Raw genomic sequence first — 26389 nt, forward strand, 5'->3', positions numbered from 1 at the left:
GGCCGTGGACAGTCAGGGTGAGCGGGCGGTTCGGCTGCGCCTGACCGGGGCCGCGGTCCTCGCCGCAGTATCGGGTGGGGTCGGCGCGTGGGCGTACGCGCGCAGCGGCGCGTCCGCGGCGGATCTCGTGCGGGACCTCGCGGTGGGCTGGGCGTTCGCGATCGCCGGGCTCGTGGCCTGGCGGCGCAGGCCCGCCAACCACACCGGGCGCCTCATGGTGGCCGAGGGCATCACGTGGTTTTTCGGCAACCTCCAGGGCACCGCCGTCCCCGCGCTCTTCGCCTTCGGCGCGTGGTGGGAGGCGCTGAACATGGCGGTCCTCCTGCACCTGATCCTGTCGTTCCCGGAGGGCCGCCTGACCACGGTCCTCACGCGCCGCCTCGTGCAGGCCGCGTACGGACTCGTCGCCGTCGGCGGACTCGTGCGCACGCTCCTGTTCGACCCGGCGAAGCAGACCGGGGCGACGTACCTGGACTGCCGCGACTGCGGGCCGAACCTGCTGCACGTGGCCGCTTGGGACGACGTCTTCGGGCCGTTCGACGCGGTGTACCACGCGGCGGGCTGGGTGCTCTCGGTCGTCGCCGCCGTCGCGATCGTGCTGCGCTGGCGGGGCGCGTCCGCCGCGCGCAGGCGGGCGCTGCTGCCCGCGTGGATCGGCATCGGCGTCGCGACCGTGTTCCTCATGTGGGACATGCTGTTCTACGTCGTGCCGTGGCTCGGCGGCGTCGGCTCGCTGCCCGAGCAGGCCGTCTACCTGCTGTCCGACCTCGCCCAGGTCGCCGTCCCCTTCGCCTTCCTCGCCGGTCTGCTGCGCATGCGCCTCCAGCGCGCCGAGGTCAGCGGGCTCGTCATCGACATCGGCACCGACTCCGACCCCGTACGGCTGCGCGAGGCGCTCGTGCGCGTCCTCGGCGACCCCACGCTGCGGCTCGGCCTGTGGGAGGAGGCGCGCGGGGGATACGTCGACGGGGCCGGGCGCGAGATCACCGCCGACGACCGGCCGGGGCGCACGGCCGTCGCCGCCGCCGACGGCCGCCCGCTCGCCCTCCTCCACCACGACCCGGCGCTCGACGAGGACCCCGAACTCCTGCACTCCGTGGCGGCCGCCCTGCGCCTGGCCCTGGAGAACGTATGGCTGCGCACGCGCGCGAAGGACGTCGCCACCCGCATCGTGCAGGCCGCCGACGCCGAGCGCGGCCGGCTGGAGCGGGATCTGCACGACGGCGCGCAGACCCGCCTCGTGTTCGCCCTGATGTCCGTGCGCCGCGTGCGCAAGGGCCTCGCCGACCACCCGGACCCGGCGCTGCGCGAGGCCGCCGACGAGGCCGAGTCCAGCCTCCGCCTCGCCATCGAGGAACTGCGCGGCATCGCCCAGGGCATCCACCCCGCCGTCCTCACCCGCGAGGGCCTCGCCGCCGCGCTGAGCGCGCTGGCCGAGGAGGCGACGGTCCCGGTCGTCGTGGCGGCCGAACCCCGCCGCTACGACCCACTCGTCGAGTCCACCGCCTACTTCACGGTGTGCGAAGCCCTCACGAACGCGGCCAAGCACGCCGGGGCGCGCGCCGTCAGCGTCTCCGCCCGGCACCAGGAGGGGCGCCTCGTGGTGGAGACGGTGGACGACGGCGTCGGCGGCGTCGACCTCGCGCGCGGCACCGGCCTGCGCGGCCTCGCCGACCGGCTCGCGGCGGTCGACGGCGTCCTGCACATCCACAGCCCCGCCGGGGGCGGAACCAGAATCAGAGCGGAGCTTCCGTGCGGGTGATCGTCGCCGAGGACTCGGCACTCCTTCGGCAGGGGATCGTACGGCTGCTCACCGACGAGGGCATCGAGGTCGTCGCCGAGTGCGGCGACACCGCACCGCTGCTCGCGCTGGTCGCCGAGCACCTCCCGGACGCGGTGCTGCTCGACATCCGGATGCCGCCCACCCACACCGACGAGGGGCTGCTCGCGGCGGCCGCCCTGCGCGCGCGGCATCCCGGCATCGGCGTGCTGCTGCTGTCCCAGTACGTGGAGACGACCGCGAGCGTGCGGTCCCTGGCCGAGCGTCCCGAGGGCTTCGGCTATCTCCTGAAGGAGCGCGTCGCGGACGCCGAGGAGCTGGGCAGCGCGCTGAAGCGGGTGGCGGCGGGGGAGACCGTGGTCGATCCGCTGGTCGTGGCCCGGCTGCTGGACGCGCCGCGCCCGCCGGGCCCGCTGGACGACCTGACCGGCCGCGAGCGCGACGTGCTGGCGCTGATGGCCGAGGGCCGCTCGAACGACGCCATCGCGCAGAAGCTCGTCATCGGCGGCAAGACGGTCGAGACGCATGTCCGGAACATCTTCGTGAAGCTGAGCCTGGAGTCGGATCCGGCGGAGCACCGCCGGGTGATGGCGGTGCTGCGCTTCCTTCGCGGCTGACTCCGGCCTCAACGCCTGCCCCCCCCTCGGGCCACGGCTTCCCCGAGCCGCCGATCGGGTTCCGGCTACCCGCTCCGGCGGACGACGCGCTTCCCCCGTTGCCCCCGTGCTCCCCCGTGCGTCGTCCGCGGAGCGGTGCCGGACTTCAACGATAGGCGGGCCGACCGGCCAGGACATCAGGGCCAGCCCTGAGATCCGGAAGTGACCCAGGGCACATTCCCCCGGGCGGGGATGCGGGCGTAGAGTCCCACCAGGACGACAAAACTAGCGTTGCTAATTTACCGCTGTGGAGCCGTCCCGACCTGGTCCACTGCCGCACCAGCAGTCAGCACGGAACGGAGCGCTACCCGATGGCCACCCTCTCGCTCGCCGCGATCCTCGCCGACAACGCCCGCCGGCACCCCGACAAGACGGCCCTCGTCGCGGGCGAACAGCGCCTCACCTTCGCCCAGTTGTGGCTCCAGGTACGCAAGCAGGCCGCCGCCCTCGCCGAACTCGGCGTCCGTCCCGGCGACAAGGTGGCGCTCATGGCGCCCAACACCGTCGAGTTCCCGCGCGCCTACTACGCGGCCATGGCCGCGGGCGCCACCATCGTCCCCGTCCATCTGCTCCTGTCGGCGCACGAGGTCGAGCACGTCCTCAAGGACAGCGGCGCGACGCTCCTGCTGTGCCACCCCGCGCAGGCCGCGACCGGCGAGGCGGCCGCCGAGGCCGTCGGCATCCGCACCGTCGCCCTCGGCCCCGACGGCGAACTGGAGAAGCTGACCGCCGACGCCGAGCCGGTCGCCACGTACGCCACCCGCGACGCGGACGACGCGGCCGTCGTCTTCTACACGAGCGGCACCACGGGCGTTCCCAAGGGCGCCGTGCTCAGCCACCTCAACCTCGTGATGAACGCGACCGTCGACGCCTTCGACTGCAACGAGTACAGCCCCGGCGACATCGTCCTCGGCGCCCTGCCGCTCTTCCACGCCTTCGGGCAGACCGCCTCCATGAACGCCGTCTGGCGCGCCGGCAAGACGCTCGTCCTCATGCCGCGCTTCGACGCCGCCAAGGCCGTCGACCTGATGGTCCGCGAGGGCGTCACCGTCTTCCAGGGCGTGCCCACCATGTACGTCCACCTGCTCGCGGCAGCCGAACAGGCCGCCGCCCTGCCGGCGCTGCGCGTCGCGGTCTCCGGCGGTGCCTCCCTGCCCGTCGCCGTCCTGGAGCGCTTCGAGCAGCTCTTCGGCGCGCCCGTGCACGAGGGCTACGGACTGAGCGAGACGTCCCCCGTCGCCGCCGTCAACCAGCCCTGGTACGGGGCGAAGGCGGGCACCATCGGCCACTCCATCTGGGGCGTCGACGTCGAGGTCGCCCGCGCCGAGCTCGACGACCGCATCGAGCTGCTGCCCACCGGCGAACTCGGCGAGATCGTCGTCCGCGGCCACTGTGTCTTCTCCGGCTACCTCGGCCGCCCCGAACAGACCGCGCAGGCCCTCGTCGACGGCTGGTTCCGCACCGGCGACCTCGGCACCAAGGACGAGGACGGCTACCTCCGCATCGTCGACCGCAAGAAGGACGTCATCATCCGCGGCGGCTACAACGTCTACCCGCGCGAGGTCGAGGAGGCGCTGATGCGCCACCCCGGCATCGACCACGTCGCCGTCATCGGACTGCCCGACGACGTGCACGGCGAGGAGGTCTGCGCGGTCGTCGTGCCCAAGCCGGACAGCGCCCTCGACGCCGCCGAACTCACCGCCTGGTCCAAGGACCACCTCGGCAAGCACAAGTACCCGCGCCGCGTGGAGTTCACCGACCGGCTGCCGCTCGGCCCGAGCATGAAGGTCCTCAAGCGCGAACTGCGCGACACCTACGCGGGCTGACGTCGGCGGGGCGGTGCGACGCGTATCACCATGTGGCGCCCCTGACGCGGGACAGATAGTTGGGTCTAGCATCTGTCCCCGCCATGCACGAGATACTCGGGGTCACCCCGTGGGGGTTCACCGCCCTGGCCGCCGCGGCCATGGTGGTGGGTTTCTCCAAGACGGCCGTCAGCGGCGCCAACACGGTCAGCCTCGCGGTGTTCGCCGCGGTCCTGCCCGCGCGCGAGTCCACGGGAGTGCTGCTCCCCATCCTCATCTGCGGCGACATCCTCGCCGTGCTCACCTACCGGCGGCACGCCCACTGGCCCACCCTGTGGCGGCTGTTCCCGGCCGTCGCCGCGGGCGTGGTCCTCGGCACGGTCTTCCTCGGCTTCGCGGGGGACGGCGCCGTACGCATCTCCATCGGCGTGATCCTGCTCGTCATGGCGGGGGTCACCGTATGGCGCCGCAGGCAGACCGCGGCGCCCGAAACCGGGACGACGCCGACCCGCGCCGCGCGCGTCAAGGCGGGCTCGTACGGGGTGCTCGGCGGCTTCACGACCATGGTCGCCAACGCGGGCGGCCCGGTGATGTCCATGTACCTGCTGTCGGCCGGCTTCAAGAAGCTCGGCTTCCTGGGCACCTCCGCGTGGTTCTTCCTCATCGTGAACACCGCGAAGGTGCCGTTCAGTGTCGGCCTCGGCCTCATCGACGCCCGCTCGCTGCTCCTCGACGCCGCCCTCTGCGCGTTCGTCGTCCCGGGAGCGCTCATCGGCAGAGCATGCGTGAACCGGATCAACCAGCGCCTCTTCGAGCAACTGGTCATCGCGGCGACCGTGCTGGGCGCCCTGCAACTGCTGCTGCGCTGACGCCCGGCACGGCGCCTACATCGGGACGAGCGTCCGCTCCGAACCCGCCTGGCTCACGTGCCCCTGCGCCATGTCCTCGGCGAGCAGCCGCTTCGCGATCGAGTCGACGGCCGCCCGCAGCTCGGCGTCCGCGGGCCGGCCCACGTCCGCCTCGACCTTCGCGCCGAGCCAGTCGCCCCAGGCACGGTTGATGACCTCGGACTCCCGGCTGCCCGCGGCCGTGTGCGAGAAGTACGAGCCCGTACGCGTCAGATAGCCCTCGTCGACCATCCGCTGGAACACCGGCACCAGCACCTCCGGCGGCACCCTGCGGCGCGCGGCGATCATGCCGAGGCTCGCGTGCCCGACCATGCGCGTGAAGAAGTCCACCTGCATCACGGCCCAGGCGCCCGCGACATCGAGCCGCGTCTCGGACTTCTCCAGGATCCGCCGCGCGGTGTTGAGGTCGGTCTCCTTCACCAGGTTCGCCACCGCCCGCTCCAGCACGTGCGCGGGATCGCCCGTCGACGGCTGCGCGAAGCCCTCACCCATGTCCGCGGAGCCCGCGCGCGCGGTGTCGCGCAACTGCACCTGCTTGAGGAACAGCGCCACCAGGAACCCGATGAGCGCCACCGGCACCGTGCACAGGAACACCGTGTGCAGCGAGTCCGCGTATCCGTTGACGATGGGCTCGCGCGCCGCCTGGGGCAGTCCGTGCACGCCCTGCGGGCTCTGCGCGGCCTTGATGAGCGCCTCCGGGGTGAGCCCCGTCCCCGCCCGCGCCGCCTCCGCCACGCCCTGCTTCAGGTTCGGCTCCAGGCTGTTGGCGTAGATCGTGCCGAACACGGCGGTCCCGAACGAGCTGCCCAGCGTACGGAAGAACGTGACACCGGAGGTGGCCGTGCCCAACTCGGCGTACTCGACGGTGTTCTGCACGGCGATGGTCAGCACCTGCATGCACAGACCGATGCCGAGACCGAGCACGAACATGTAGACCGACTCGAGCCAGGTGCTCGTCGAACTGTCCATCAGGGACAGCAGATACAGCCCGAGCGCCATCACCAGGGCGCCCACGATCGGGAAGATCCGGTACTTCCCGGTCTTGCTGACGACGTTGCCGGAGAAGATCGACGCGATCAGCAGACCGATCACCATGGGCAGCGTCCGCACGCCCGAGATCGTGGCCGAGTCCCCGTCCACGTACTGGAGGTACGTCGGCAGGAACGTCATCGCGCCGAGCATGGCGAAGCCCACGATGAAGCTGAGGATCGAGCAGACCGTGAACACCGGGTTCTTGAACAGATGCATCGGCAGCATCGGTTCCTTCGCCCGCAGCTCCGCCCAGCAGAACAGCCCGAGCGCGACGACACCGCCGGCGAACAGGCCGATGATGACGCCGGAGCCCCACGCGTACTCGTTGCCGCCCCAACTGGTCGCCAGGATCAGGGCGCTCGCGCCGACCGCGACCAGCGCGATGCCGAGATAGTCGATGATCGGCTTCGCCGCCGACCTCACCACCGGGATGGTCCGCGCCGCGGCGATCACCACGACGATCGCGATCGGCACGTTCACGTAGAACGCCCACCGCCACGTCAGGTGGTCCGTGAACAGCCCGCCGAGCAGCGGCCCGATGACCGTCGAGACACCGAACACGGCCCCGATCGCGCCCTGGTACTTGCCGCGCTCACGCAGCGGGATGACATCCGCGATGAGCGCCATCGACGTCACCATCAGGCCGCCGGCGCCGATGCCCTGGAGCGCCCGCCAGGCGATGAGCAGCGACATGTTCGTCGAGAGCCCGCACAGGAACGACCCCGTGATGAAGACGATCGCCGAGACCTGGAAGACGATCTTCCGGCCGAACATGTCGCCGAACTTGCCGACGAGGACCGTGGCCACGGTCTCCGCGAGCAGATACGCCGTCACGACCCACGACATGTGCGCCGCTCCGCCCAGGTCCGAGACGATCGTCGGCAGGGCCGTGCCGACGATCGTCTGGTCCAGGGCGGCCAGCAGCATGCCGAGCATGATCGTCCCGAAGACGACATTGCGGCGGCGTCGGTCGAGAACCGGAGGTGTCGTCTCGGCGGCCGGAGGCGGGGCGGCTTCTTCGGTGGTCGTCACCCTCGCAGCGTCACACCGGCCCCAGGCCGCCGCATGCGGGTGAGGGCCGGACCGGTGACGTGCGCTTTTGGCGTCAGGTCAGGCGCGGCGCACGGGCCGCGGCGTCCACGGGGGACCCGCCCCGCTCCACCTCGTCCGCCAGCTCCCGGGCCCAGCGCACCACGCCCGCCGCGTCGAGCCCCGCCGGTGCGACACCCCGCCACTCGGCGACGCCCTCGGCGCCCCGCCGCAGCAGCCGGGCGCCACCGGTCGCGTTGCCCCGCGCCGCGTGCGTCAGCCCCACCGCGGTCTGCGCGAGCGCCCGCCACAACCCCCGCTCGCTCTCCGGCCCGGACTTCCAGGCGTCCTCGAACACCTCGTGCGCGTGGAAGGGGCGCCCCGCGTCGAGCAGCGCCTGCGCCTCGGCCACGCTCTGCGCCGCGGTCCGGACGACGCCCTCCGGCTGCCGGTCCACACCGTCCGTGCCGTAGGGGAGCGGCCGTCCGAGCCCGTCCCGGGGGCGGGCGTTGCGCGCCCGCCCCTCCTCGTCGCGATCCCGGTCACCCGTGCGAGAAGTGCTCATTCCCCGATTCTCACCCACCCGTGACGGACCCCGCTGATCCGGTTTCAAACCAGCCCTGAGCTTGGGGTATTGTTCTTCTTGTCGCCGCCAAAAGGGCCGGGAACACCGGGCCGGAGGGCAGTGGACACCGGGACGTGGCGCAGCTTGGTAGCGCACTTGACTGGGGGTCAAGGGGTCGCAGGTTCAAATCCTGTCGTCCCGACAAGTTCGAATGATCGAACGTCGCAGGTGAAGGGCCGTTTTCGAACGGCCCTTTTTCTGTTGTGCGGCGCCTTCCGGGGGAGCGCGGCCCCCGACCGGCCGACCCGGGGCGTGTTCGGGATGCCGGTGCCCGGTACGGCTGGGACGATCGGCGGGCGTCCGTATTGTGCGTGTTCGCGGAAGTCGCGGCGCGGGCCGCGGGCGCCCGGGGCCCCTGGCGCGGGAGCGCTCCGGATTCCCCCACGCCCCACGGCACGAAAGGCCTGCCATGCACTCTGGACCCGTGAAGCGGAGCAGTCGAGGCGCGCGACGGCGTGCCGTCGGCGTCGTGTGCGCCGTCGCCGCCTCGCTCTCCCTGCTGAGCGCCTGCTCGTCCGACGACGACACCTCCTCGGGCACCTCGGAGAGCGAAAGCGCCTCCCCGCAGGACCAGTCCGCCGAGGCCAGCCCGAGCGGACGGCTGAACGAGGACCAGACCGAGCGCAAGAAGCTGCTGTCCGCGACGAAGGTCGACTGGGACGAGGCGGCCCGTACCGCACAGAAGGAGGTCTCCGGCGGCAAGCTCCTGGAGATCGAGCTGAGCGACGACGACCAGGGCGCCCCGGAGTGGGACGCCGAGATCGTCGCGTCCGACGGCACGAGCACCGACGTCCGGATCGACGCCGCCACCGGCAAGGTCACCGGGTCCACCGAGGACAACGACCAGGACGCGGACGACAAGAAGGAGAACACCGCCAAGCTCGACGCGGCCAAGATCTCGGCGGCGAAGGCGGCCGGGACCGCCACCGACCGCAAGAAGGGCACCGTCACCTCCGTCGGCCTCGACGACTCCGACAGCGGGACCACGGTCTGGTCGGTCGACGTGGTCACGCGCGCCACGTGGGACAAGACGTCGTTCGACATCGACGCCGCCAACGGCAAGGTCCTGGACGAGCAAGTCGACCAGGACTGAACTACCGCGCATCCGACCGGAGTTCGGCTTTCCGTGGGCTTCCCGGCGTGCGTCGGCCGATGAGATTCTCGGCGGACGCGCGCCGCTCACCGAGGGACGCCGCTCCGGGCCCGGCGGCGCCCGCGGCCGAATGGTCCTGACCGCATGTTCCTGAGGGGGCGCGACATGGTGAAGCGTGAACCTGAGGCCACGTGGCCGGGCCGGTGGCGGTGACGGCGGCCGTGTCCTCGTTGCAGCGGGAGGTCCAGGGCATCCTCGACGAACTGGTCGACACGGGCGCCGAAACCGGTGTGCAGGTCGCCGTTCACCACGAGGGCGCCGTGGTCGTCGACGCAGTCGCCGGTGCGGCCGACAGCGGCACCGGGCGTCAAGTGACCGCCGGGACACCGTTCTTCAGCTTCTCCGCGGGCAAGGCCGTGACCGCGCTGATCGCGCACCAGCTCGTCGCGACCGGGGCGGTCGGATACGACACGCCGGTGGTCGAGCTGTGGCCGGAGTTCGGCGCCCACGGCAAGGAGACCGCGACGCTGCGGCACGTGCTGACGCACTCGGTCGGCCTGCCGGCGATGCCGCGGAACATCGGCCCCGGCGATCTCCCCGACGGGCCGCGCGTCTGCGCCGCCCTCGCCGACGCCGCACCGCTGTGGCCGCCCGGGACCGCGACCGGGTACCACCCGTTCACCTTCGGCTTCCTGGTCGGCGAGATCGCCCGCCGGGCCACCGGCAAACCGATGCGGCAGCTGCTGCGCGAGTGGGTCACCGCCCCGCTGGGCGTCGAGGACGAGCTGTACTTCGGCGTGCCCCGCGCCCAACTGCCGCGCCTGGCACGGCTGGAGGACGCCACCCGTCCGCCGGACACCGAGCCCGACGACGACGCGGTGCTCGCACCCTGGGAGATGCGACCGAGCGCCACCCTGGGGAACAGCCCCGGGATCCTGCGCGCCGACATCCCGTCGGTCGCCACCTTCACCGCGCGGGCCGTCGCCACGATGCACGCGGCGGTGCTCGACGGGCGGCTCCTCGACCCGGCACGCCTGGAGCGGCTGACGACGGTCGCCTTCACGGGCACCGATCAGGTCTTCGGCCACCACGTCCGGCTCTCCCTGGGCTACCCCCTCGGGCGCGTCGGCGCACCGCGGGACGAGGCGAGCACCACGTTCGGCTGGGTCGGCGGAGGCGGCAGCTACGTGTACGCGGACCCGGCCGCCGGCCTCTCCTTCGCGATGACGAAGAACCGCCTCACCCTCCACCTCGACACGGCGCAGCGCCTCGCGGACCTCACGACGGCCCGGCTGGCGCCGGACGCGTGACCCGGTGGGGGACGGCCGGTCCCGACGGGACACCGCGCAGCGGCAGCCGCACCGTGAACACCGTCGCGCCCGGCGCGTCGTCGAGGGTGATCGTGCCGCCGTGGGCGGTGACCAGGGAGCGGGCGACCGACAGGCCCAGGCCACTGCCGCCGCGGTCGCGGGTGCGGGCCTTGTCGACGCGGTAGAAGCGGTCGAAGACCTTCTCGCGGTCCGCGGACGGGATACCGGGACCGGCGTCCTCGATCCGCACCACGGCCGTGTCCCGCTCCCGCACGACCTCCACCGACACCGGTGTGCCGGCCGGTGTGTGCACGGCCGCGTTCGTGAGCAGGTTGTCCACGACCTGGCGGACGCGGTCCGGGTCCATGCGCAGGCCGAGCGCGGCCGAGGGCGACGCGAGGGTGAGCGGGTGGTCCGGGTGACCGGCACGGAAGGCGGCCGCCGCGTCCTCGACGAGCGGCACGAGATCCGCCTCCCGCAGCCGCAGCGGCGCGTCCACCTCGGCCGCGTCGAGACGGGCGAGCAGCAGCAGGTCGTCGAGGAGCACGCCCATGCGGGCGGCCTCGGAGCGCAGCCGCGCGAGGTGTTTCGCCCGCTCCTCGGGGGCGTTGGCGGCGGCGTACTGGAAGAGGTCCGCGTAGCCGCGCACGGACATCAGGGGGGTGCGCAGTTCGTGCGAGGCGTCGGCGACGAAGCGGCGCAGGCGCCGCTCCGCCTCCGCGCGGACCGCGAGCGACTCGTCGATGTGCTCCAGCATCGTGTTGAAGGCCGTGCGCAGCTCCTCGACCTCCGGCCCGCCGCCCCGCTCGTCGGCGCGGATCGACAGCCGGGCCGCCGACTCCGTCAGATCGTGCGAGGCGATGCCGTGCGCCGTGTGGGACAGAGCGCCGAGCGGGTCCAGGCCTCGGCGCAGCATGCGCCGCCCGAACACCACGAGGGCCGCGAGCGCCAGCGCGAACACGACGACCTGCACGCCGATCAGCCGCTGCATCGTGTCGTCGATGCCGTCCATCGGCGCCGCGCTGACCAGGACCACGCCCGGCTCCACCTCGCAGGCCCGCAACCGGTACTCGCCGCGGTCCGGCAGCCCGACGGTGCGCAGCACTTCGGTGTCCGCGGCGACCTGCCGCCCGGCCAGCTCGGTGAAGGCCCCGTAGCCCCGCGGCAGATCACTGTTCTCCTCGGGCGCGCGCAGTGCGGGGGAGCCGCCCGACACGTCGTACACGGCGTAGTACCAGCGGTAGTACTTCTTGCCCTGGAGGGAACCGCTCTGCTCGATGCTCTTGGACTGGGCGACCTGCACGCTGCCCAGCTGCTCGTCGAGCTGGCCCGTCAGATAGTCCCGCATGAACGCGGTCAGCGCCGTGCCGACGACGGCGAACACCACCAGCGACAGCGCCCCGAGACCGAGCGCGAGCCGGGTGCCGAGCCGCATCCGCCCGTACCCCTGACGCAGCCTGCGCGTCAGAAGCGGTGGACACGTGGCCCGCGGGGCGCCACTCACTCGGCGGCCGCCTGCCGTATGACGTAGCCGAAGCCGCGCACCGTCTGGATCAGCGGCGCGCCGGTGCCGTCCGGCGCGTCGAGCTTGCGGCGCAGCCGGCTGATGACCAGCTCCACGACGTTCGAGCGGCCCCCGAAGCCGTACTCCCACACATGGTTGAGGATCTGCGCCTTCGTCATCACGGTCGGCGACCTGCGCATCAAGAAGCGCAGCACCTCGTACTCGGTGGGTGTGAGGGTCAGCAGCCGGTCGCCGTGCCGGACCTCGCGGGTGTCCTCGTCCATCGACAGACCGGCCACCCGCAGCACGGACCGCTGGAAGTCCGGCCCCGTGCTGCGCCGCAGCACCGTGCGCAGCCGCGCCATCAGCTCCTCCACGGCGAACGGCTTGACCAGGTAGTCGTCGCCGCCCCGGGTCAGCCCCGCCACCCGGTCGGCGACGCCGTCCCGCGCGGTGAGGAAGACGACCGGCACCATCGTGCCCGAGCTCCGCAGCCGGTCCAGGACACCGAAGCCGTCCAGGTCCGGCAGCATCAGGTCGAGCACCACGATGTCCGGCCGGAACTCCTCGGCCAGGCGCAGCGCCTCCTCGCCGCGGTGCGCGGTGACGGCGTCCCAGCCCTCGTAACGGGCGACGGTCGCGACGAGATCGGCGATCGGCGGGTCGTCGTCGACGACCAGGAGGCGAACTTTTTCCACGCGTTCATCGTGCCCGACGCGGCGGGCGGGCCCCGCCCCTCCCCTCTCACAGCGGGCTCATTGATAAGGACCTGTAAGGGGTTCGACAGGTTCTCGACAGCTCCCGCCAGCGAAGCTCGTAGGCGTACGACCCGACGACCGGGAAGTTCCCGCTCCGGTCCGCTCGGTGTCCCACGCCCCGACCGAGGAGCTGCCGTCCCGTGACGACCGTCCAATCACCCCCTGCGCCGCCCCAGGCGACACGCCCCGGGGCGGTGGCCCGCACGGGCCTGTACGCGGTGCTCGCGGTCAACGCCGCCGTGGTCGCCTGCTTCTTCGCCGCAGCGGGCTTCGCCTCCAACGCGCTGATCGTCATCGGCCGTCTCACCGGCCTGTACGGCGCGCTGATCATGGCGTTCCAGCTGGTCCTGGTGGCCCGGCTGCCCTGGCTCGACCGCCGGATCGGCATGGACCGGCTGACCGCCTGGCACCGCTGGACCGGATTCGCCCTGCTGTGGACGCTGCTCGCGCACGTCGTCTTCATCGCCTTCGGCTACGCGGACGGCGCGGGCGTCGGCCCGGTCACCGAGATCGTGGACCTGGCCGGGACGACCGAGGGAGTGCTCCGCGCCGTCGTCGCCCTCGGCCTCGTCCTCGTGATCGGCGCGGTCTCCGCCCGCTGGGCACGCCGCCGACTCGCCTACGAGACCTGGCACTTCATCCACCTCTACGCGTACGTGGCCGTGGTCCTCGCGTTCACGCACCAGATCGCGGTCGGCACGACCTTCACGTCCTCGGCCCTCGCGACGGCGTACTGGTACGGGGTGTGGGGCGTGGCCCTCGGCGCCGTCGCGGTCGGACGGGTCGCGCTGCCGCTGTGGCGCAACGCGCGCCACCGGTTCCGGGTCTCGGCCGTCGTCCACGAGTCCGACGACGTCGTCTCGATCCACATCACCGGCCGCGACCTCGACCAACTGCCCGCGCGGGCCGGTCAGTTCTTCCTGTGGCGGTTCCTCACCAAGGACCGCTGGTGGCAGGCCAACCCGTTCTCCCTGTCCGCCGCCCCCGACGGGCGGAGCCTGCGCCTGACCGCGAAGGCGGTCGGCGAGGGTAGCGCCTCCCTGCGCCAACTTGCCGTCGGTACCCGGGTGTTCGCCGAGGGCCCGTACGGCGCCTTCACGGCGCTGCGCCGCACGCGCACCGACTCCCTGCTGATCGCGGGCGGCGTCGGCGTCACCCCGATCCGCGCGCTCCTGGAGGACATTGAGGGGCACACGGTCGTCGTCTACCGGGTGGCTTCCGAGCGCGACGCGGTCCTCCACGACGAGTTGACCGACCTCGCCCGCGCCAAGGGCGCCGCCCTGCACCTGGTGACCGGCGGCCCCACCCCCGACAAGCTGGCGCCGCGCAGGCTGAAGGAGCTGGTGCCGGACGTCGCGGACCGGGACGTGTTCCTGTGCGGTCCACCGCCGATGATGAAGGCGGTGCTCGGCACACTCGACGAACTCGGCGTCCCCAAGCGGCAGATCCACTTCGAGCGCTTCAGCCTGGCCGGCTGAGCCGGACCCGAGACAGACACGAGGAAGACCACGTGAAGCGAGCCATCCCCGCCGTTCTCCTCAGCGCCGTCGGCCTGATCTCCGTCTGGCGCTACGAGCCGACCCTCGGCGCCGTCGACGACACCGCGTCCGCCGCCGAACCGGCCACGACGCCCTCCGCGTCCGCGGACTCCTCGGGGGCCTCCTCCGGCACGGTCGTCAAGGGCACGACGGTCACCACGGAGAAGGGCCCCGTCCAGGTCCAGGTCACCTTCAAGGGAAGCGAGATCACCGCGGTCAAGCTGTTGCGGCAGCCGAACCACCCGCAGACGAAGGCGGCCGTGCCGAAGCTGGTCGCGGCGACGCTGAAGGCGCAGAGCGCGGAGGTCGACACGGTGACCGGCGCCACGATCACCAGCGATGCCTACAAGGAATCCCTGCAAGCGGCCATCGACGCCAAGGGGGCTTGAGGTGCGGCGGGTTGAGCATGTGATGGGCTTCCCCGTCTCCCTGCGCATCGACGACGCGCGCGTCCCCGAAGGGGCGGCGGACGCGGTGTACGCGTGGCTGCGCGAGGTCGACGCGCGGTTCAGCCCCTTCAAGGCGGGCAGCGAGGTCTCCCGGTACGGCCGCGGCGACCTCGCGCGGCACGCGCTCAGCGCCGACCTCGTCGAGGTGCTCGACCTGTGCGAGCACTACCGCCGCGCGACGGGCGGTGCGTTCGACGCCCGGCTGCCGGGGCGCGGCCTCGACCCCTGCGCTGTGGTCAAGGGCTGGTCGGTGCAGCGGGCCGCGGAACTGCTGCGCGCGGCCGGGGTGCGGCGCTTCTGCCTCAACGCAGGCGGTGACGTGGTCGCTTCCGGCGGGCCCTGGCGGGCCGGGGTGCGGCACCCGGTCCACGCCGACCAGCTGTGCGCCGTACTGGAGTTGACCGACGCCGCGGTCGCCACCTCCGCCCGCTACGAGCGCGGCGACCACATCGTCGACGGCCGCACCGGCCGCCCGGCGACGGCCCTGCTCAGCATGACGGTCGTCGCCGCGACCCTGACCGAGGCCGACGCCGTCGCCACCGCCGCCTTCTCCATGGGAGCCGAAGGCATCGGTTGGGCCGCGTCCCTGCCGGGCTGCGAGGTGTTCGCGGTCGACGCCAGGGAGCGGGTGCTGCGCACGCCCGGCCTCCCGGAGGCGGCCGGGACGGGCACGGCGGCGGCCTGACCGGGGCGGCGCGTGCCATGGGGCCCGGACTTCAGCCGCCCGTCGCCCTGCGCAGCGTCCGGCCCGGCCGCGCCCCCGTGACCTCGCCGTCGCGCAGCACGCACTCGCCCGCCACCAGCACATCGCGCACACCGGTCGCGTACTGCCACGGGTCCGCGAAGGTGGCGCGGTCGCTGACGGTGGCCGGGTCGAGGACGACGAGGTCCGCGACCTGCCCGGGGGCCAGGGTGCCGCGGTCGGGCAGGGGGAGCCGGGACGCGGGCAGGGACGTCATCTTCCGTACGGCGTCGGCGAGTTCGAGGACGTGGTGCTCGCGGACGTAGCGGCCGACGACGCGGGCGAAGGTGCCGAAGTTGCGGGGGTGCGGGTGGCCGTCGCCCGGGGCGTGCAGGACCCAGCCGTCGCTGGCGACCGCGCTCGCGGGGTGCCGCAGCACCGTGTCGACGTCGGCCTCCGCCATGGCGTGGTTGACGATCATCACCTCGCCCTGGTGGGCGGCGAGCACGTTCAGGACGGCGGCGGCCGGTTCGACGTCCTCGTCGCGGGCGATGTCGGCGATGCTGTCGCCGATCCGGTCGCTGTAGTGGCCCGGACCCATCATGGCGAGGACCACGCCCTCGGGCAGGAACGTGCGGCCCACGGCCGGGCGGAGGTCGGCGAGGATCCGCTCGCGGGTGCCGGGGTCCGCCAGGCGTTCCAGGAGCCCCGCGGGACCGCCGTCCATGGCCCAGTCCGGCAGCCGGGAGGTCAGACGGGTCGACGACGCGGTGTACGGGTACACGTCGCAGGCCACGTCCAGGCCGTCGCGCGCCGCGGCGTCGATCATCGCGAGGGCCGTGTCCACCTTGCCGTGGTTCGCCGGGCCCATCGCCTTCAGGTGCGAGACCTGCAACCGCACGCGGGACGCCGTCGCCACGTCGAGCGCCTCCTGCACGGCCTCGATCAGATGGTCGCCCTCGTCGCGCATGTGCGTGGCGTACAGCAGGCCGTGCGAGCGGGCCTCGCGGGCGAGCGCCACGATCTCGTCCGTGTCCGCGAAGGAACCGGGCGCGTAGATCAGTCCGGTGGACATGCCGAACACACCCTGTTCGGCCGCCGTCGCCAAGAGGGCGCGCATGGCGTCCAGTTCGGCCGGTCCCGCCGGTGCGCGGTCCTCGCCCATGACGGCGGTGCGCAGGGCGCCGTGGCCGACGAGCGGCGCGACGTTGAGCGCGGGTCGGGCGGCGTCCACCGCCGCCGCGAAGGCGTCGAGATCGCGCCACTGGGCCCCGGCGAGCGTGCCGGGACCCGCCGCGCCGCCCTCCTCGCCCGCCGCCTGCGGGAACGGCGAGAGGCCGCAGTTGCCGGTGACGAGGGTCGTCACACCCTGCCGCAGACACGCCTCGGCGTCCGGCTGCGCCCGCACGGAGAAGTCGGCGTGCGAGTGCAGGTCGATGAAGCCCGGCGTGACGGTCAGTCCGGTCGCGTCGAGGACCGTCGCGGCGGACGCGTCCGGTTCGCGCTCCCCGACCCGGACGATCCGCCCGCCGCGCACGGCGACATCGGCGCGGACCGGGGCCGCGCCCGTCCCGTCGAGCACCGTGCCGCCCGTGATCAGGACATCGTACGAGGTGGGCTGTGCGGACATGTGCGGCTCACTTCCAGGTGGTGCGGGAGACGGGGGTACGGACGGTGGCTCGGGGCGCCGGGGGCGTGACTCACAGGATGAAGGTCAGCAGCACCGCGTACAGCGCACACGCCGGGACGAGCAGGGCCCAGCCCGTGCCGAGCAGGTAGGGCAGCCGGTCGGCGCGGGCCAGGCCCATCGCGCCGACCATGTTGGCGTTGGGCAGCGGCCCGTACGTGTCCGCCTTCGACGCCCACAGCAGGACGATCACCCAGGCGGCGGGGCCGATGCCCAGTTCGGCGCCGAGCGGCCCGAACACCTCGCCGATCAGGATGACCTGGGCCGCGGTGGCGCCGGGCACCCCGACCCAGCCGAGGGCCGCGACGGCGAGCGCGAACGGCAGCGCCGACATGTGCCGCAGCTCGGGCCCGAACGTGTCGAGGACGACGTCGTACGGCTTCAGCAGGTCGATGAAGCCGAACAGGGCGGCCAGCATCCAGAACAGCGCCAGCATCGGCAGCATCCGGCGCGCCCCCACGAGCAGGGCACGGCCCGCGCGCCGCGGCGACAGCCCTGCCGCCACCACCGTCACCAGCGCCATGAGCGGCAGCGCCAGGAGAGGGAAGGTGGTTCCGGCCCGGGTCGCGGTGGCGTAGCCGACCGTGACGACGAGCGTCACCGTGAACGCCCACGTCGCACGGCGGGTACGGGGGGTGGCGGCGCCGGCGCCCGTATCGGTGATCTCGTCGGCGCGGTAGAAGTCCCCGCGGGCCGCGCTGCTGCGCTGCACCCACGGCACGACGACCGCCGCGAGCGCCAGGGACAGCAGGGCCAGCGGCCCCGCGCCGACGCCGAGGTACGTGAGGTAACCGGCGTCCGCGGTGTCCATGATGGCGATGTTCGACCCGGCGAACGGCGCCAGGGCGAGGCCCGCGCAGCCGCCGAGGAACATGGTCGCGGCCGTGGCCGAGCGCGTGAACCCGGCGCTCGCGGCGATCGGTACGAGCAGCGGCGCGGCGATCGCGAGAGCGCCCGCCAGCGTGCCGAGCGCGGCGACCAGCACCAGGCAGGCGAGCATCATGCCGTACATGACGACGGTGGTGCCGTGGCCCTCGGTCAGCCGCATGATGCCGCGCACGAGGGCGTCGGCGACGCCGGTGACGCGCAGCACCTCCCCGGTCGCGGCCCCGAACACGATGATCACGCCGATGACGGTGACCGGGTCGGTGACCGAAGCGGCCAGCACCTGCCCCGCCTCGCCGGGCGGTGGCAGCGCGACGAGGACCGAGCCGGCCAGCGCGAGAGCGGTCACGACGACGAGGTTCGTGCCGGTCAGCGCGAGCACGGCGTACAGCGCGATCGGCAACAGGCCCCACGCGGTGGGCCCTTCGGTGAGCAGACCGGCGACGAGACTGCCCGCGAGCGCGACGCCGGCCGCGACCAGGGTGACGGGGCGACGGTGCGCGGCGGGACGCGCCGGGGCGTCGGTGGGAGTGCCGTTGGCGGCGGACACGGGCATGGGCGGTCCTCGTGACGCGAGTACGGGAGAGGTGACGTGCTGTCCGGGAGGTGGCACGAGCCTCCGACGTCACAGGGCGCCGCGTCTTCGTCGGGCACGACAAAACCACCGCGCTTCCTTGGCGCGGCGGAAGAACACCGGCCCAAAACCGGTCAACCCGCGCGCGATCCGGTAGTCAGCGGGACTCCGCGCGGCCGTCCTGACCGGCGTCGGCCAGCCGGACCGCCAGCGTGACGACGAGCCGGGTGTCGGGATCGTCCAGGTCGATCCCGAACCGCTCGCGGGCCCTGCGCAGCCGGTAGCGCAAGGTGTTGGGGTGCAGCACGAGGCGCTGCGCGGCGCGGGGGACGTCACCGCCCGCGTCGAGGTACGCGGCGAGCGAGCGGACCAGTTCACCCCCGGCGGCGAGGTCGGTCCGCAGCAGCTCGTGCACGGGGCCGCCGTGCCGCTGCCACCAGGGCCGCACGGAGTCGAGGACGCGCAGCACCGTCATGGTGTCCGCCACGTCGGCGTGGCCCGCGAAGCGGGCGGGCGGGGCGGCCGACCCGGGCGTCCGGGCCGCGCGTTCGCGCACGGCGCGGACGACCAGCCGGGCCTGCGCGCAGGAGTCCGCGGCGTCCAGGGGCGTCGGCACCACGGGACCCGCGCCGATCCAGACGACGGGCGCGTCGGGCAGCGCCGTGGCCAGGGAGTCGAGTTCGCCGGCGAGCGCCGACGCCGCGCGCTCGTCCCCGTCCGGCAGCGGCAGCAACACGGTGATCCGGTCGCTCTCCCGCAGCACCCGCACGTCGAGCCGGTGCGCGGTCGCCTGCAACCACAGGGCCTGGAGGCTGCGTTCGGTGATGTCACCGGTCGGGCGGTCCCGCTCCGCGACCACCACGGCGCAGGGGGTCTCGGGCGCGAGCCCCAGCGACCACAGGTGCGAGCCCGCGTCGCCCTCGCCGCACAGCAGGCCGCGCAGCGCGTGCTCCTCCCGGCGCCGGTTCACGGCCGTGCGCAGCCGGTGCTGCAACAGGTGCGGGACGGCGACCTCGGCGGCGCGGCGCAGCGCCTCCTCGGCGTCGGGGGAGAAGCTGCTGCCGTCGGCCGCCGCCCAGATGGACCCGAGCATCTCGCCGCCGCTGCGGATGGCGACGACGAGACGCTCGGGGTCGGTGCCGTCGGCGGCCCGGTGGATGACGTCGCGGGAGGTCCACAGGGCACGCAACAGGCCGCTGCGCCGCAGTTGTTCGACGCGCCGGTCCGGCACCTTCCCGCCGAGGATCGTCGACATCCGCTCGGGGTCGGCGGCGGAGCTGGTCGCGGAGTGCGCGAGGAGGCGGAACCGGGTGTCCTCGACGGTGATGGAGGCCCGGCAGTAGCGGGCGACCTCCTGCGCCAGCACGGCCAGACCGCCGCCCGCGATGTCTCCGGCGAGCCGGTCCCCGCTGCCCACCGCCGCGTACGCGAGGGCCGAGCGCAGGAGTTCGACGGTGTCGGCCCAGTCGGCCCACGCGGCGCGCTCCAGCAGGGCGACGCCCGTCGCGCGGGCCGCCGCGACGACCTCGTCCCACGCCGGCTCCTCGTCGGGGCGCCGGGCGACCACGGCGGTGGCGCCCCGCCCGGCCGCCCGCCGCACGGCGGCCGCCCACGCCCCGGGCTCGGCGCCCGGCCCCGCCACCAGGACGACCCGGCCCTCGTGCGGCCGGTCGGCGCTCTCGTCACCGATGACCACACCGCGTACGACGACGTCCTCACCGGCGGGCGCGAGGACCAGGCGCAGCAGGCCGTCCTCGTCATAGGCGAGCAGTTGCCGCAGGGTGACGTCCTGCGGCGGGGAACCTGTGATCATGCGGCCAGCTTACGAACGGGTGCGCGACGAATGAGGCGCCGCGACCGGGCCGCCCCCACAGCGGCCACGGTCGCGGCACCGGTCCACGGTGTCCGAGCCGGTCGGCTCAGACGGAGAAGCGCTCCTTCGCGAGGAGCGGGCGCACCCGCGAGGCGAAGCCGCCCGTGCGGAAGGGCCGCTGGAGCAGGCCGGGGCTCAACTCCTGCGCCAGAGCGGCCGCGACCATGCCCTGGTCCAGGGCCAGCACGAAGTCGCTGACCCGGCCCGTCGTCACGTCCACGGAGTCCCGGAAGCCGTACTCCGGGTCGTACGCGCCGAAGTCGGCGGCCAGCGCCCTGAGGTTCGCGACGGCCTCGGCGCGTGCGTACGGCAGGGCGAGGAAGGAGGCGTGCGGGGTGACGACGCCGAGGGAGTGGTAGCCGTCCTCCTGCATGCCGAGGGCGTCGACACCGTACTCGCGGTAGCCGCCCTCGGGGATGTTGGCGGGGGAGAAGCCCCAGTAGCCGTACGCCGCCTCCGCCAGGCCGTGCTCGATCTGACCGCGCACGTAGCGGGTGTGCGTGGTGCCCCACGAGCGCGGGGACCACTGCGCCTCCGGCACGAACAGCGGCACCATCAGCGCCTCGAACATCGAACCGCCCCAGGTGGGCACCACCTTGCGGCCCCGGTAGGTGTAGTGGCCCTGCCACACCCGGACGCCGTCGATCGTGACGTACGAGCCCTCGGGCTCCTGCTCCTGGCCCGCGCCCGGCAGCAGGGTGCGCGACAGGTGCCAGTAGTGCTCGGGCGGCAGGCTGCCGTCGGCGATACCGAGGTAACTCGCCATCCGGGGCTCGGTGTTGAGGGCGCCGTAGTGGTGCCCCGTCGGCTCGCCCTTGCCGGGCCTGTCGGGCCAGAAGCCCCCGCGGAGCTGGCCGGGGCCCGCGACCGGGTCGGCCGCGTCGTAGGGCGTGTAGTAGTACGACCAGTCCGCGTCGGCCAGCAGCTTCGCGACGCGCGGGCGCAGCGCCGGGGAGGCGTGGGCGGCGATCCGCAGGCCCGTGACGAGCCAGGCGTTGTCCACGGACGACAGGAACGGGCGGACGGTGTCGCCCGTCTCCGGCCAGGACGTCAGGAGCGAACCGTCGTGGGCGTCGTACCAGTTGAACCAGAAGCCGTGGGCGCGCTCCAGCTGCTCCACCGCCGCGACGGTCCTCGCGAGCCGCCGTTCCATGGTGTCCCGGCCGATCACACCGAGCCCGCCGGCGGCGGCCGTCGACCACAGCCCGCAGCCGATGTTGGTCGGCGAGGTCTGCACGGACGGCACCGGGGCGCCGGACCCGCTCACGTCGGCCTTGTCCGTGACGAGGCCGAAGTCGGTGGTCATCGCCTCGATCGAGCGGTACGTCGAACGGAACCAGGTGCGCAGCAGCGACGGGGCGGGGGCGGCCGAGGCGAACGGCGCGGCGCCCAGTGTCAGGGCGGCGCCACCGGCGCTCGCCGCGGTCAGGAACGTACGGCGGTCCATGAAGGTCCTTCTTCCGAAAGGGCGGACGTGGAAGGGAGGTTCGTGGTGCTCGTGCGGGGGTCGGGGATGGGCGGGGCCGGCGCACTTCAGGGGTGCGCCGGCCCCGCCCGGCGGCCCGCGAGGTCAGGATCGCGGGCCTCAGGGGCGGGACAACGGGGGCTTTGGTCCCGGCCCCGGGTCGGTGGTCGTGCTCACCGTCACAGGCGCGGCAGGGCCCGCTCCCGGCCGAGGCCGCCCAGCCAGTGGGCGGCGGGCTTGGGCGTGCGCGCGAACGTCTCGCGGTCCCAGCCGATGAGGCCGAACGTCGCCTTGTAGGTGCCCCACTCGTAGTTGTCGAGGGCGCTCCAGGCGAGGTACCCGCGGACGTCGAGCCCGTCGTCGAGGCAGGCCGCGACGGCGTCGAGGGCACCCGCGTAGTAGTCGATGCGGCGCTGCTCGTCGTCCGTGGCGATGCCGTTCTCGGTGACGATCAGCGGCGTGTCCGGGCCGATGACCTCGGCGGTGTGCCGCAGCGCGTGACCGACGGCCTCGGGGTAGTACTCCCACGTCGTGAGCGTGCGCTCGGCGTCCGCCGGAGCCGGGACGGGACCCTCGGTACCGATCTTCGTACGGGTGTAGGACTGCACGCCGATCCAGTCGTCGCCGCGCGCCGCCTCGATGAAGACGTCCTCGCGGGGGTGCCGGTACGCGGCCGTGACCTCCTCGGCGCCGGGCAGTGCCTGGTACACCTGGTTGGCGATGGTCCAGCCCACCCGGATCTCCGGGTTGATCGAGCGCACCGCCTTCACGGCCGCGTGGTGCGCCGCGATGACCGCGTGCGTGGTCTCCTCGTCGGGGAAGGGCAGCCCGGCGGGCGGGAAGCCCTGGTCGCCGCGCTTGGCGAGCCCGGCCATCACGGCGATCATGTTCGGCTCGTTGATGGTGCACACGTGGCTCACGCCGTCCGCGATGATCGGCGCGCACTCCTCCACGTACCGGGCGAACAGCTCGACGGCGCCCTCGGCGGTGAAGCCGCCCAGGTCCTCGAACCACTGCGGCACCGTGAAGTGGTGCAGGGTCACGACCGGGCGCAGGCCCCGGGCCAGGGCGCCCTCGACCATGCGGCGGTAGTGGGCGATCTCGGCGCGCGAGAAGCGGCCGCGGGCCGGCTCGATGCGGGCCCACTCGACGCTGAACCGGTAGTCGGTGAAGCCGAGTCCGGCCAGCACGTCCATGTCCTGGTCCCAGCGGTGGTAGCTGTCGCAGGCGTCCAGGCTCGGCTCCTGGATCCCGGCCGCCGGGTCGTGCTCCTTGCGCCACCAGTCGCTGTTGACGTTGTTGCCCTCGATCTGGTGGGCGGCGGTGGAGGCGCCCCACAGGAAGCCGTCGGGGAAGGGCGTGCGGGCAGGGGTGGGCGTCATGGTGGTGCCTGTCTTTCTGCGTGCGGGTCTTTCCGCGCGCGTGGGGGAGCGGCCGGTCACGTCCCGCCGGTCACTTCATGCCCGCGGTGGCGATGCCCTGGGTGAAGTGCCGCTGGAGGACGGCGAAGACGAGGAGCACGGGCAGGACGACGAGCAGCGAGCCCGCCATGAGCATTCCGTTGCCGCCGCCGACCGTGCGGTTGGGGTCGTTGGCGAACGTCGCGAGGGCCACCGGAAGGGTGTACTTGTCCGGGTCGTTGGTCGCGATGAGCGGCCAGATGAAGTTGTTCCAGGACCCGAGGAACGTGAAGATCGTCAGCGTCGCGAGGGCCGGCTTGACCAGCGGAAGCACGATGCGCCAGAAGATGTACCACTCGCCCGCGCCGTCCATCCGGGCCGCTTCGAGCAGCTCGTCCGGGATGGACTGCATGAACTGCCGCATCAGGAAGACACCGAAGGCTCCGGCTGCGAAGGGCAGCACCAGACCCGCGTAGGTGTCCAGCAGGTTCAGCTGGTTGATCAGGACGAACAGCGGAAGGACCATCAGGTTCGCCGGGACCATCAGGGCGGCGAGCACGACGCCGAAGACCTTCGAGCGGCCGCTGAAGTTCAGCTTGGCCAGCGCGTAGCCGAGCATCGAGCAGAACAGCAGATTGCACACGGTCACGAGGACCGCGACGATCACCGAGTTCAGGAAGTACCGCGGCATGTCGAGCTGGTCGAGCAGGTCGCTGAAGTTCTGCAGCGTCCACTCGCTCGGGATCCACACCGGAGGGCTGGCGGTGAGGTCCTTCTTCGTCTTGAAGGCGCTGAGCGCCATCCAGAGGAACGGCGTGGCCATGATCAGCAGGCCGAGCGAGGCGACGACGTAGAGCAGGGGCTTGCGGGACCGCCCGGCGGGGCGGTGGCCGGCGGGGGTGACGGCGCTCATTTCGTGTTGTCCTTCATCAGTCGCAGCTGCAGCACCGTGATGCCCATGATCACCACGAAGAGGACGTACGCCATCGCGCTCGCGTAGCCCATGTTGAAGAAGCTGAAGCCCTGCTTGTACATGTCGAGCGACACGGTCAGCGTGGCGTCGGAGGGGCCGCCCTGGGTCATCACGAACGGCTCCTCGAAGACGTTGAGGTAGCCGATCGTGGTGATGACCGTGGCGTACAGCAGCGTCGGGCGCAGCAGCGGCACCGTGATGCGGCGCAGCTCCTGCCAGGCGCTCGCCCCGTCGAGCCGGGCGGCCTCGCGGACCTCCGTCGGGATGGCCTGGAGACCGGCGATCAGCAGGACCATGACGGTGCCGAGGTTGCGCCACACCGCCATCAGGATCAGCGACGGCATGGCCCAGGTCTCGGAGCCGAGGAAGTCCGGTGCGGTGAAGCCGAACTGGTCACCGAGACCGGCGATCAGCCCGTCCGAGGGGTCGAGCACGAACCGCCACACGATCGCCACGGCGACGATGGTGGTGACCACGGGGGCGTAGAAGCCGACGCGGAAGAACGTGCGGGCCCGGTCGATCCCGTTGTTGAGGAGCACCGCGACGAGCAGACCGAGACCGATGGTCAGCGGCACCCCGACGACCACGAAGTACGCGGTGTTGAACAGCGCCCGCAGGAACTGGTCGTCGCCGAACAGCTTCACGTAGTTGTCGAAGCCGACGAAGTTCGCGTCCAGCGGCTGTCTGACGTTGCGCTGCGCGAAGTCGGTGAAACTCATCACGAACGTCGCGATGATCGGGAAGAGCATGAAGACCGCGAACAGCGCCAGGAACGGGGTGGAGAACAGCCAGCCGGCCAGGTTCTGCTTCCCCATCGAGCGCTTCTTGCGCCGCCTCTTGCCGTCGCCGTCCTCGGGCTCACCGACCGGGGCCTTGACGGCTCCGGACGGCGCGGGGGTGGGTGTCGTGGTGGACATGGTCCGTCCTTCGGACTTCCTCCGGCACGTCCTTGTGGACTTCCGGTTCTGCGGGGGCCGCTGCGCGGGGCGGCCGCTGGTGGCGCGGCCGCCCCGGTGACGGCTACTTCTGGACGAGGCCCTCGATCTCCGTCTTGGCCGTGTCGAGCGCTTCCTTCGCGGAGGCCTTGCCCTGGGCGACCTTCTCGATCGCGGTGTCGACCTTCGAGGTGATCTCGGTCCACTTCGGCTGGGCCGGGGAGACCTTCGCCGACTCCATCTGGGTCTTCCAGACCTTCATGTCCGGGTTGGTGGCGAGCTCGCCGGTCTTCCAGGCGTTCACGTTGGCCGGGAGGTCCTTGGTGCGCTCGTACCAGTCGGCCTGGCCCTTGGTGTCCGTGAGGTACTTCACCAGCTCCTTGGCGGCGGCCTTGTGCTCGCTGTCCGCGGAGATCGTCAGCGCCGAGCCGCCCGCCATGGAGGCGGAGGTCTCGTCGGCGGGCACGTTGGCGACGGCCCACTTGCCCTTGAGGTCCGGGTAGTTCTCGTCGAGCAGGCCCATGATCCAGGGACCGCTGAAGAACATCGGCACGGCGCCGGTGTTGAAGTCCTTGGTCGGGTCGTAGCCGGGACGCACCGACTTCGCGGCGAGCCCCTTCTTGAAGTAACTGGTGTAGTTCTCCAGGGCCTTGACGGCCTCCGGGCTGTTGACGACGGTCTTGCCGTCCTGGGTGACGATCTCGCCGCCCGCCGAGTACAGGAACTGGTAGAAGCTCTGCACCGTGTCGAGGCCGCCGGGCTGGATGGACAGGCCCCACTTGCTGCCGGCCTTGTCCTGGAACTTCTCGGCGGCCTCCTGGAGCTCGGCCATGGTGGTCGGCGCCTTGTCGATGCCGGCCTTCTTCGCCAGGTCCGTGCGGTAGTAGAGCGCGCGGGTGTCGACGTACCACGGCACACCGTAGGTGTCACCGTCGTACTGGCCCTGCTTCCAGCCGGCCGGGAAGTAGTCCTTCTCCTTGAAGGTCTTGGTGTCGACCTTCTCCAGGGCGCCCATGTCCGCGAACTCGGTGATGTAGCTGCCGCCCATCTGCATCACGTCGGGCAGCTTGTTCGCGGCGGCCGCGGAGACCAGCTTCTGGTGGGCGACGTCCCAGCCGATCGGGGTCACCTTCACCGTGATGTTCGGGTTCGCCTTCTCGTAGACCTTGGCGACGTCGGCGAGCTTCTCGCCCTCGGTGCCCATGGCCCACACCGTGAGCGTCTGCTTCGCGTCGGCCTTGACCTGGTCGCCGCCGGAGCCGCCGCAAGCGGTCAGGGTGAGTGCGGACGCCAGAGTGACGCCGATCGCGGCGGTGGTGGCTCGGCGGTTCATGGACGGCTCCTCCTTGAGCGGACCGTGGAATGTAAGCGCTGTTTGTAAGCGCATACATCACTCTGTAAGAACCCGGCTGATGTGGCAATAGGGGC

General features: G+C 72.4%; 21 protein-coding genes and 1 tRNA gene. 10 read left to right on the forward strand and 12 right to left on the reverse strand.

Features of this window, described 5'->3' with window-relative positions:
* Nucleotides 1–4: 4 nt before the first annotated feature.
* The 4 genes from ACYBSK_RS15085 (at nucleotide 5) to ACYBSK_RS15100 (ending at nucleotide 5110) form a co-directional block, all read left to right on the forward strand.
* Complete coding sequence (locus tag ACYBSK_RS15085) at nucleotides 5–1762, forward strand: sensor histidine kinase (RefSeq protein ID WP_457477579.1); 1758 nt, start codon at nucleotides 5–7, stop codon at nucleotides 1760–1762.
* Nucleotides 1753–2397 (forward strand): LuxR C-terminal-related transcriptional regulator, encoded by a 645-nt coding sequence (locus ACYBSK_RS15090; RefSeq protein ID WP_457477580.1) that lies wholly within the window; start codon nucleotides 1753–1755, stop codon nucleotides 2395–2397. The genes ACYBSK_RS15085 and ACYBSK_RS15090 overlap by 10 nt, the downstream gene beginning before the upstream one ends.
* 350 nt (nucleotides 2398–2747) lie before the next feature.
* A complete protein-coding gene (locus tag ACYBSK_RS15095) occupies nucleotides 2748–4262 on the forward strand; it encodes a long-chain-fatty-acid--CoA ligase (RefSeq protein ID WP_457477581.1) in 1515 nt (504 codons plus the stop codon).
* 83 nt (nucleotides 4263–4345) lie between these two features.
* The gene (locus ACYBSK_RS15100; protein ID WP_457477582.1) at nucleotides 4346–5110 is read left to right on the forward strand and encodes a sulfite exporter TauE/SafE family protein; all 765 of its coding nucleotides are present in this window, start codon (nucleotides 4346–4348) and stop codon (nucleotides 5108–5110) included.
* 15 nt (nucleotides 5111–5125) lie between these two features.
* Here ACYBSK_RS15100 and ACYBSK_RS15105 read toward each other — a convergent pair whose 3' ends face one another.
* Together ACYBSK_RS15105 and ACYBSK_RS15110 are read right to left on the reverse strand one after the other, a co-directional pair.
* A complete protein-coding gene (locus tag ACYBSK_RS15105; RefSeq protein WP_460246430.1) occupies nucleotides 5126–7213 on the reverse strand; it encodes an MDR family MFS transporter in 2088 nt (695 codons plus the stop codon).
* 73 nt (nucleotides 7214–7286) lie between these two features.
* Complete coding sequence (locus ACYBSK_RS15110) at nucleotides 7287–7775, reverse strand: DUF309 domain-containing protein (RefSeq protein ID WP_460246431.1); 489 nt, start codon at nucleotides 7773–7775, stop codon at nucleotides 7287–7289.
* Between the two features lie 128 nt (nucleotides 7776–7903).
* Here ACYBSK_RS15110 and ACYBSK_RS15115 point away from each other — a divergent pair.
* The 3 genes from ACYBSK_RS15115 to ACYBSK_RS15125 all read left to right on the forward strand — a co-directional run bounded on the left by ACYBSK_RS15115 (nucleotide 7904) and on the right by ACYBSK_RS15125 (nucleotide 10238).
* A tRNA-Pro gene (locus ACYBSK_RS15115) sits at nucleotides 7904–7977 on the forward strand.
* 282 nt (nucleotides 7978–8259) lie between these two features.
* A complete protein-coding gene (locus tag ACYBSK_RS15120) occupies nucleotides 8260–8928 on the forward strand; it encodes a PepSY domain-containing protein (protein ID WP_460246432.1) in 669 nt (222 codons plus the stop codon).
* Nucleotides 8929–9119: 191 nt separating this feature from the next.
* Nucleotides 9120–10238, forward strand: a complete 1119-nt coding sequence (locus tag ACYBSK_RS15125; RefSeq protein ID WP_460246433.1) for a serine hydrolase domain-containing protein — start codon at nucleotides 9120–9122, stop codon at nucleotides 10236–10238.
* Here ACYBSK_RS15125 and ACYBSK_RS15130 read toward each other — a convergent pair.
* Nucleotides 10207–11706: a sensor histidine kinase gene (locus ACYBSK_RS15130; RefSeq protein ID WP_460247034.1), complete on the reverse strand. Its 1500-nt coding sequence runs from the start codon at nucleotides 11704–11706 to the stop codon at nucleotides 10207–10209. The two genes, ACYBSK_RS15125 and ACYBSK_RS15130, sit on opposite strands and share 32 nt — an antisense overlap.
* A 32-nt stretch (nucleotides 11707–11738) precedes the next feature.
* Nucleotides 11739–12440, reverse strand: coding sequence for a response regulator transcription factor (locus ACYBSK_RS15135; protein ID WP_460246434.1), 702 nt, complete (start codon nucleotides 12438–12440; stop codon nucleotides 11739–11741).
* A gap of 200 nt (nucleotides 12441–12640) precedes the next feature.
* Between ACYBSK_RS15135 and ACYBSK_RS15140 the strand changes: the two genes are divergently transcribed.
* The 3 genes from ACYBSK_RS15140 to ACYBSK_RS15150 are packed head-to-tail and all read left to right on the forward strand — an operon-like array spanning nucleotide 12641 to nucleotide 15172.
* Nucleotides 12641–13978 carry a ferredoxin reductase family protein gene (locus ACYBSK_RS15140; RefSeq protein ID WP_460246435.1) on the forward strand — a complete coding sequence of 446 codons (1338 nt, stop codon included), beginning with the start codon at nucleotides 12641–12643 and terminating at the stop codon, nucleotides 13976–13978.
* Nucleotides 13979–14010: 32 nt separating this feature from the next.
* On the forward strand, nucleotides 14011–14427 hold the full coding sequence (locus ACYBSK_RS15145) for an FMN-binding protein (protein WP_457477590.1): 417 nt from the start codon (nucleotides 14011–14013) through the stop codon (nucleotides 14425–14427).
* A gap of 22 nt (nucleotides 14428–14449) precedes the next feature.
* On the forward strand, nucleotides 14450–15172 hold the full coding sequence (locus ACYBSK_RS15150) for an FAD:protein FMN transferase (protein ID WP_457481756.1): 723 nt from the start codon (nucleotides 14450–14452) through the stop codon (nucleotides 15170–15172).
* Between the two features lie 31 nt (nucleotides 15173–15203).
* Here ACYBSK_RS15150 and ACYBSK_RS15155 read toward each other — a convergent pair whose 3' ends face one another.
* The 8 genes from ACYBSK_RS15155 to ACYBSK_RS15190 form a co-directional block, all read right to left on the reverse strand.
* Entirely contained in the window at nucleotides 15204–16799 is a 1596-nt protein-coding gene (locus ACYBSK_RS15155; RefSeq protein ID WP_460246436.1) for an N-acyl-D-amino-acid deacylase family protein, read from the reverse strand.
* 70 nt (nucleotides 16800–16869) lie between these two features.
* A complete protein-coding gene (locus tag ACYBSK_RS15160) occupies nucleotides 16870–18297 on the reverse strand; it encodes a Na+/H+ antiporter NhaC family protein (RefSeq protein WP_457477592.1) in 1428 nt (475 codons plus the stop codon).
* A 175-nt stretch (nucleotides 18298–18472) separates the two neighbouring features.
* Nucleotides 18473–20128, reverse strand: coding sequence for a PucR family transcriptional regulator (locus tag ACYBSK_RS15165; protein ID WP_460246437.1), 1656 nt, complete (start codon nucleotides 20126–20128; stop codon nucleotides 18473–18475).
* Between the two features lie 106 nt (nucleotides 20129–20234).
* Complete coding sequence (locus ACYBSK_RS15170; RefSeq protein ID WP_460246438.1) at nucleotides 20235–21635, reverse strand: glucoamylase family protein; 1401 nt, start codon at nucleotides 21633–21635, stop codon at nucleotides 20235–20237.
* 197 nt (nucleotides 21636–21832) lie between these two features.
* Nucleotides 21833–23035, reverse strand: coding sequence for a glycoside hydrolase family 1 protein (locus tag ACYBSK_RS15175; protein ID WP_460246439.1), 1203 nt, complete (start codon nucleotides 23033–23035; stop codon nucleotides 21833–21835).
* Nucleotides 23036–23105: 70 nt separating this feature from the next.
* Nucleotides 23106–23966, reverse strand: a complete 861-nt coding sequence (locus ACYBSK_RS15180) for a carbohydrate ABC transporter permease (RefSeq protein ID WP_460246440.1) — start codon at nucleotides 23964–23966, stop codon at nucleotides 23106–23108.
* Nucleotides 23963–24943: a carbohydrate ABC transporter permease gene (locus tag ACYBSK_RS15185; protein ID WP_457477597.1), complete on the reverse strand. Its 981-nt coding sequence runs from the start codon at nucleotides 24941–24943 to the stop codon at nucleotides 23963–23965. The genes ACYBSK_RS15180 and ACYBSK_RS15185 overlap by 4 nt, the downstream gene beginning before the upstream one ends.
* Before the next feature lie 103 nt (nucleotides 24944–25046).
* Nucleotides 25047–26294 carry a sugar ABC transporter substrate-binding protein gene (locus ACYBSK_RS15190; RefSeq protein WP_457477598.1) on the reverse strand — a complete coding sequence of 416 codons (1248 nt, stop codon included), beginning with the start codon at nucleotides 26292–26294 and terminating at the stop codon, nucleotides 25047–25049.
* Between the last annotated feature and the right edge of the window lie 95 nt (nucleotides 26295–26389).

Source organism: Streptomyces sp. BYX5S (assembly GCF_054724165.1).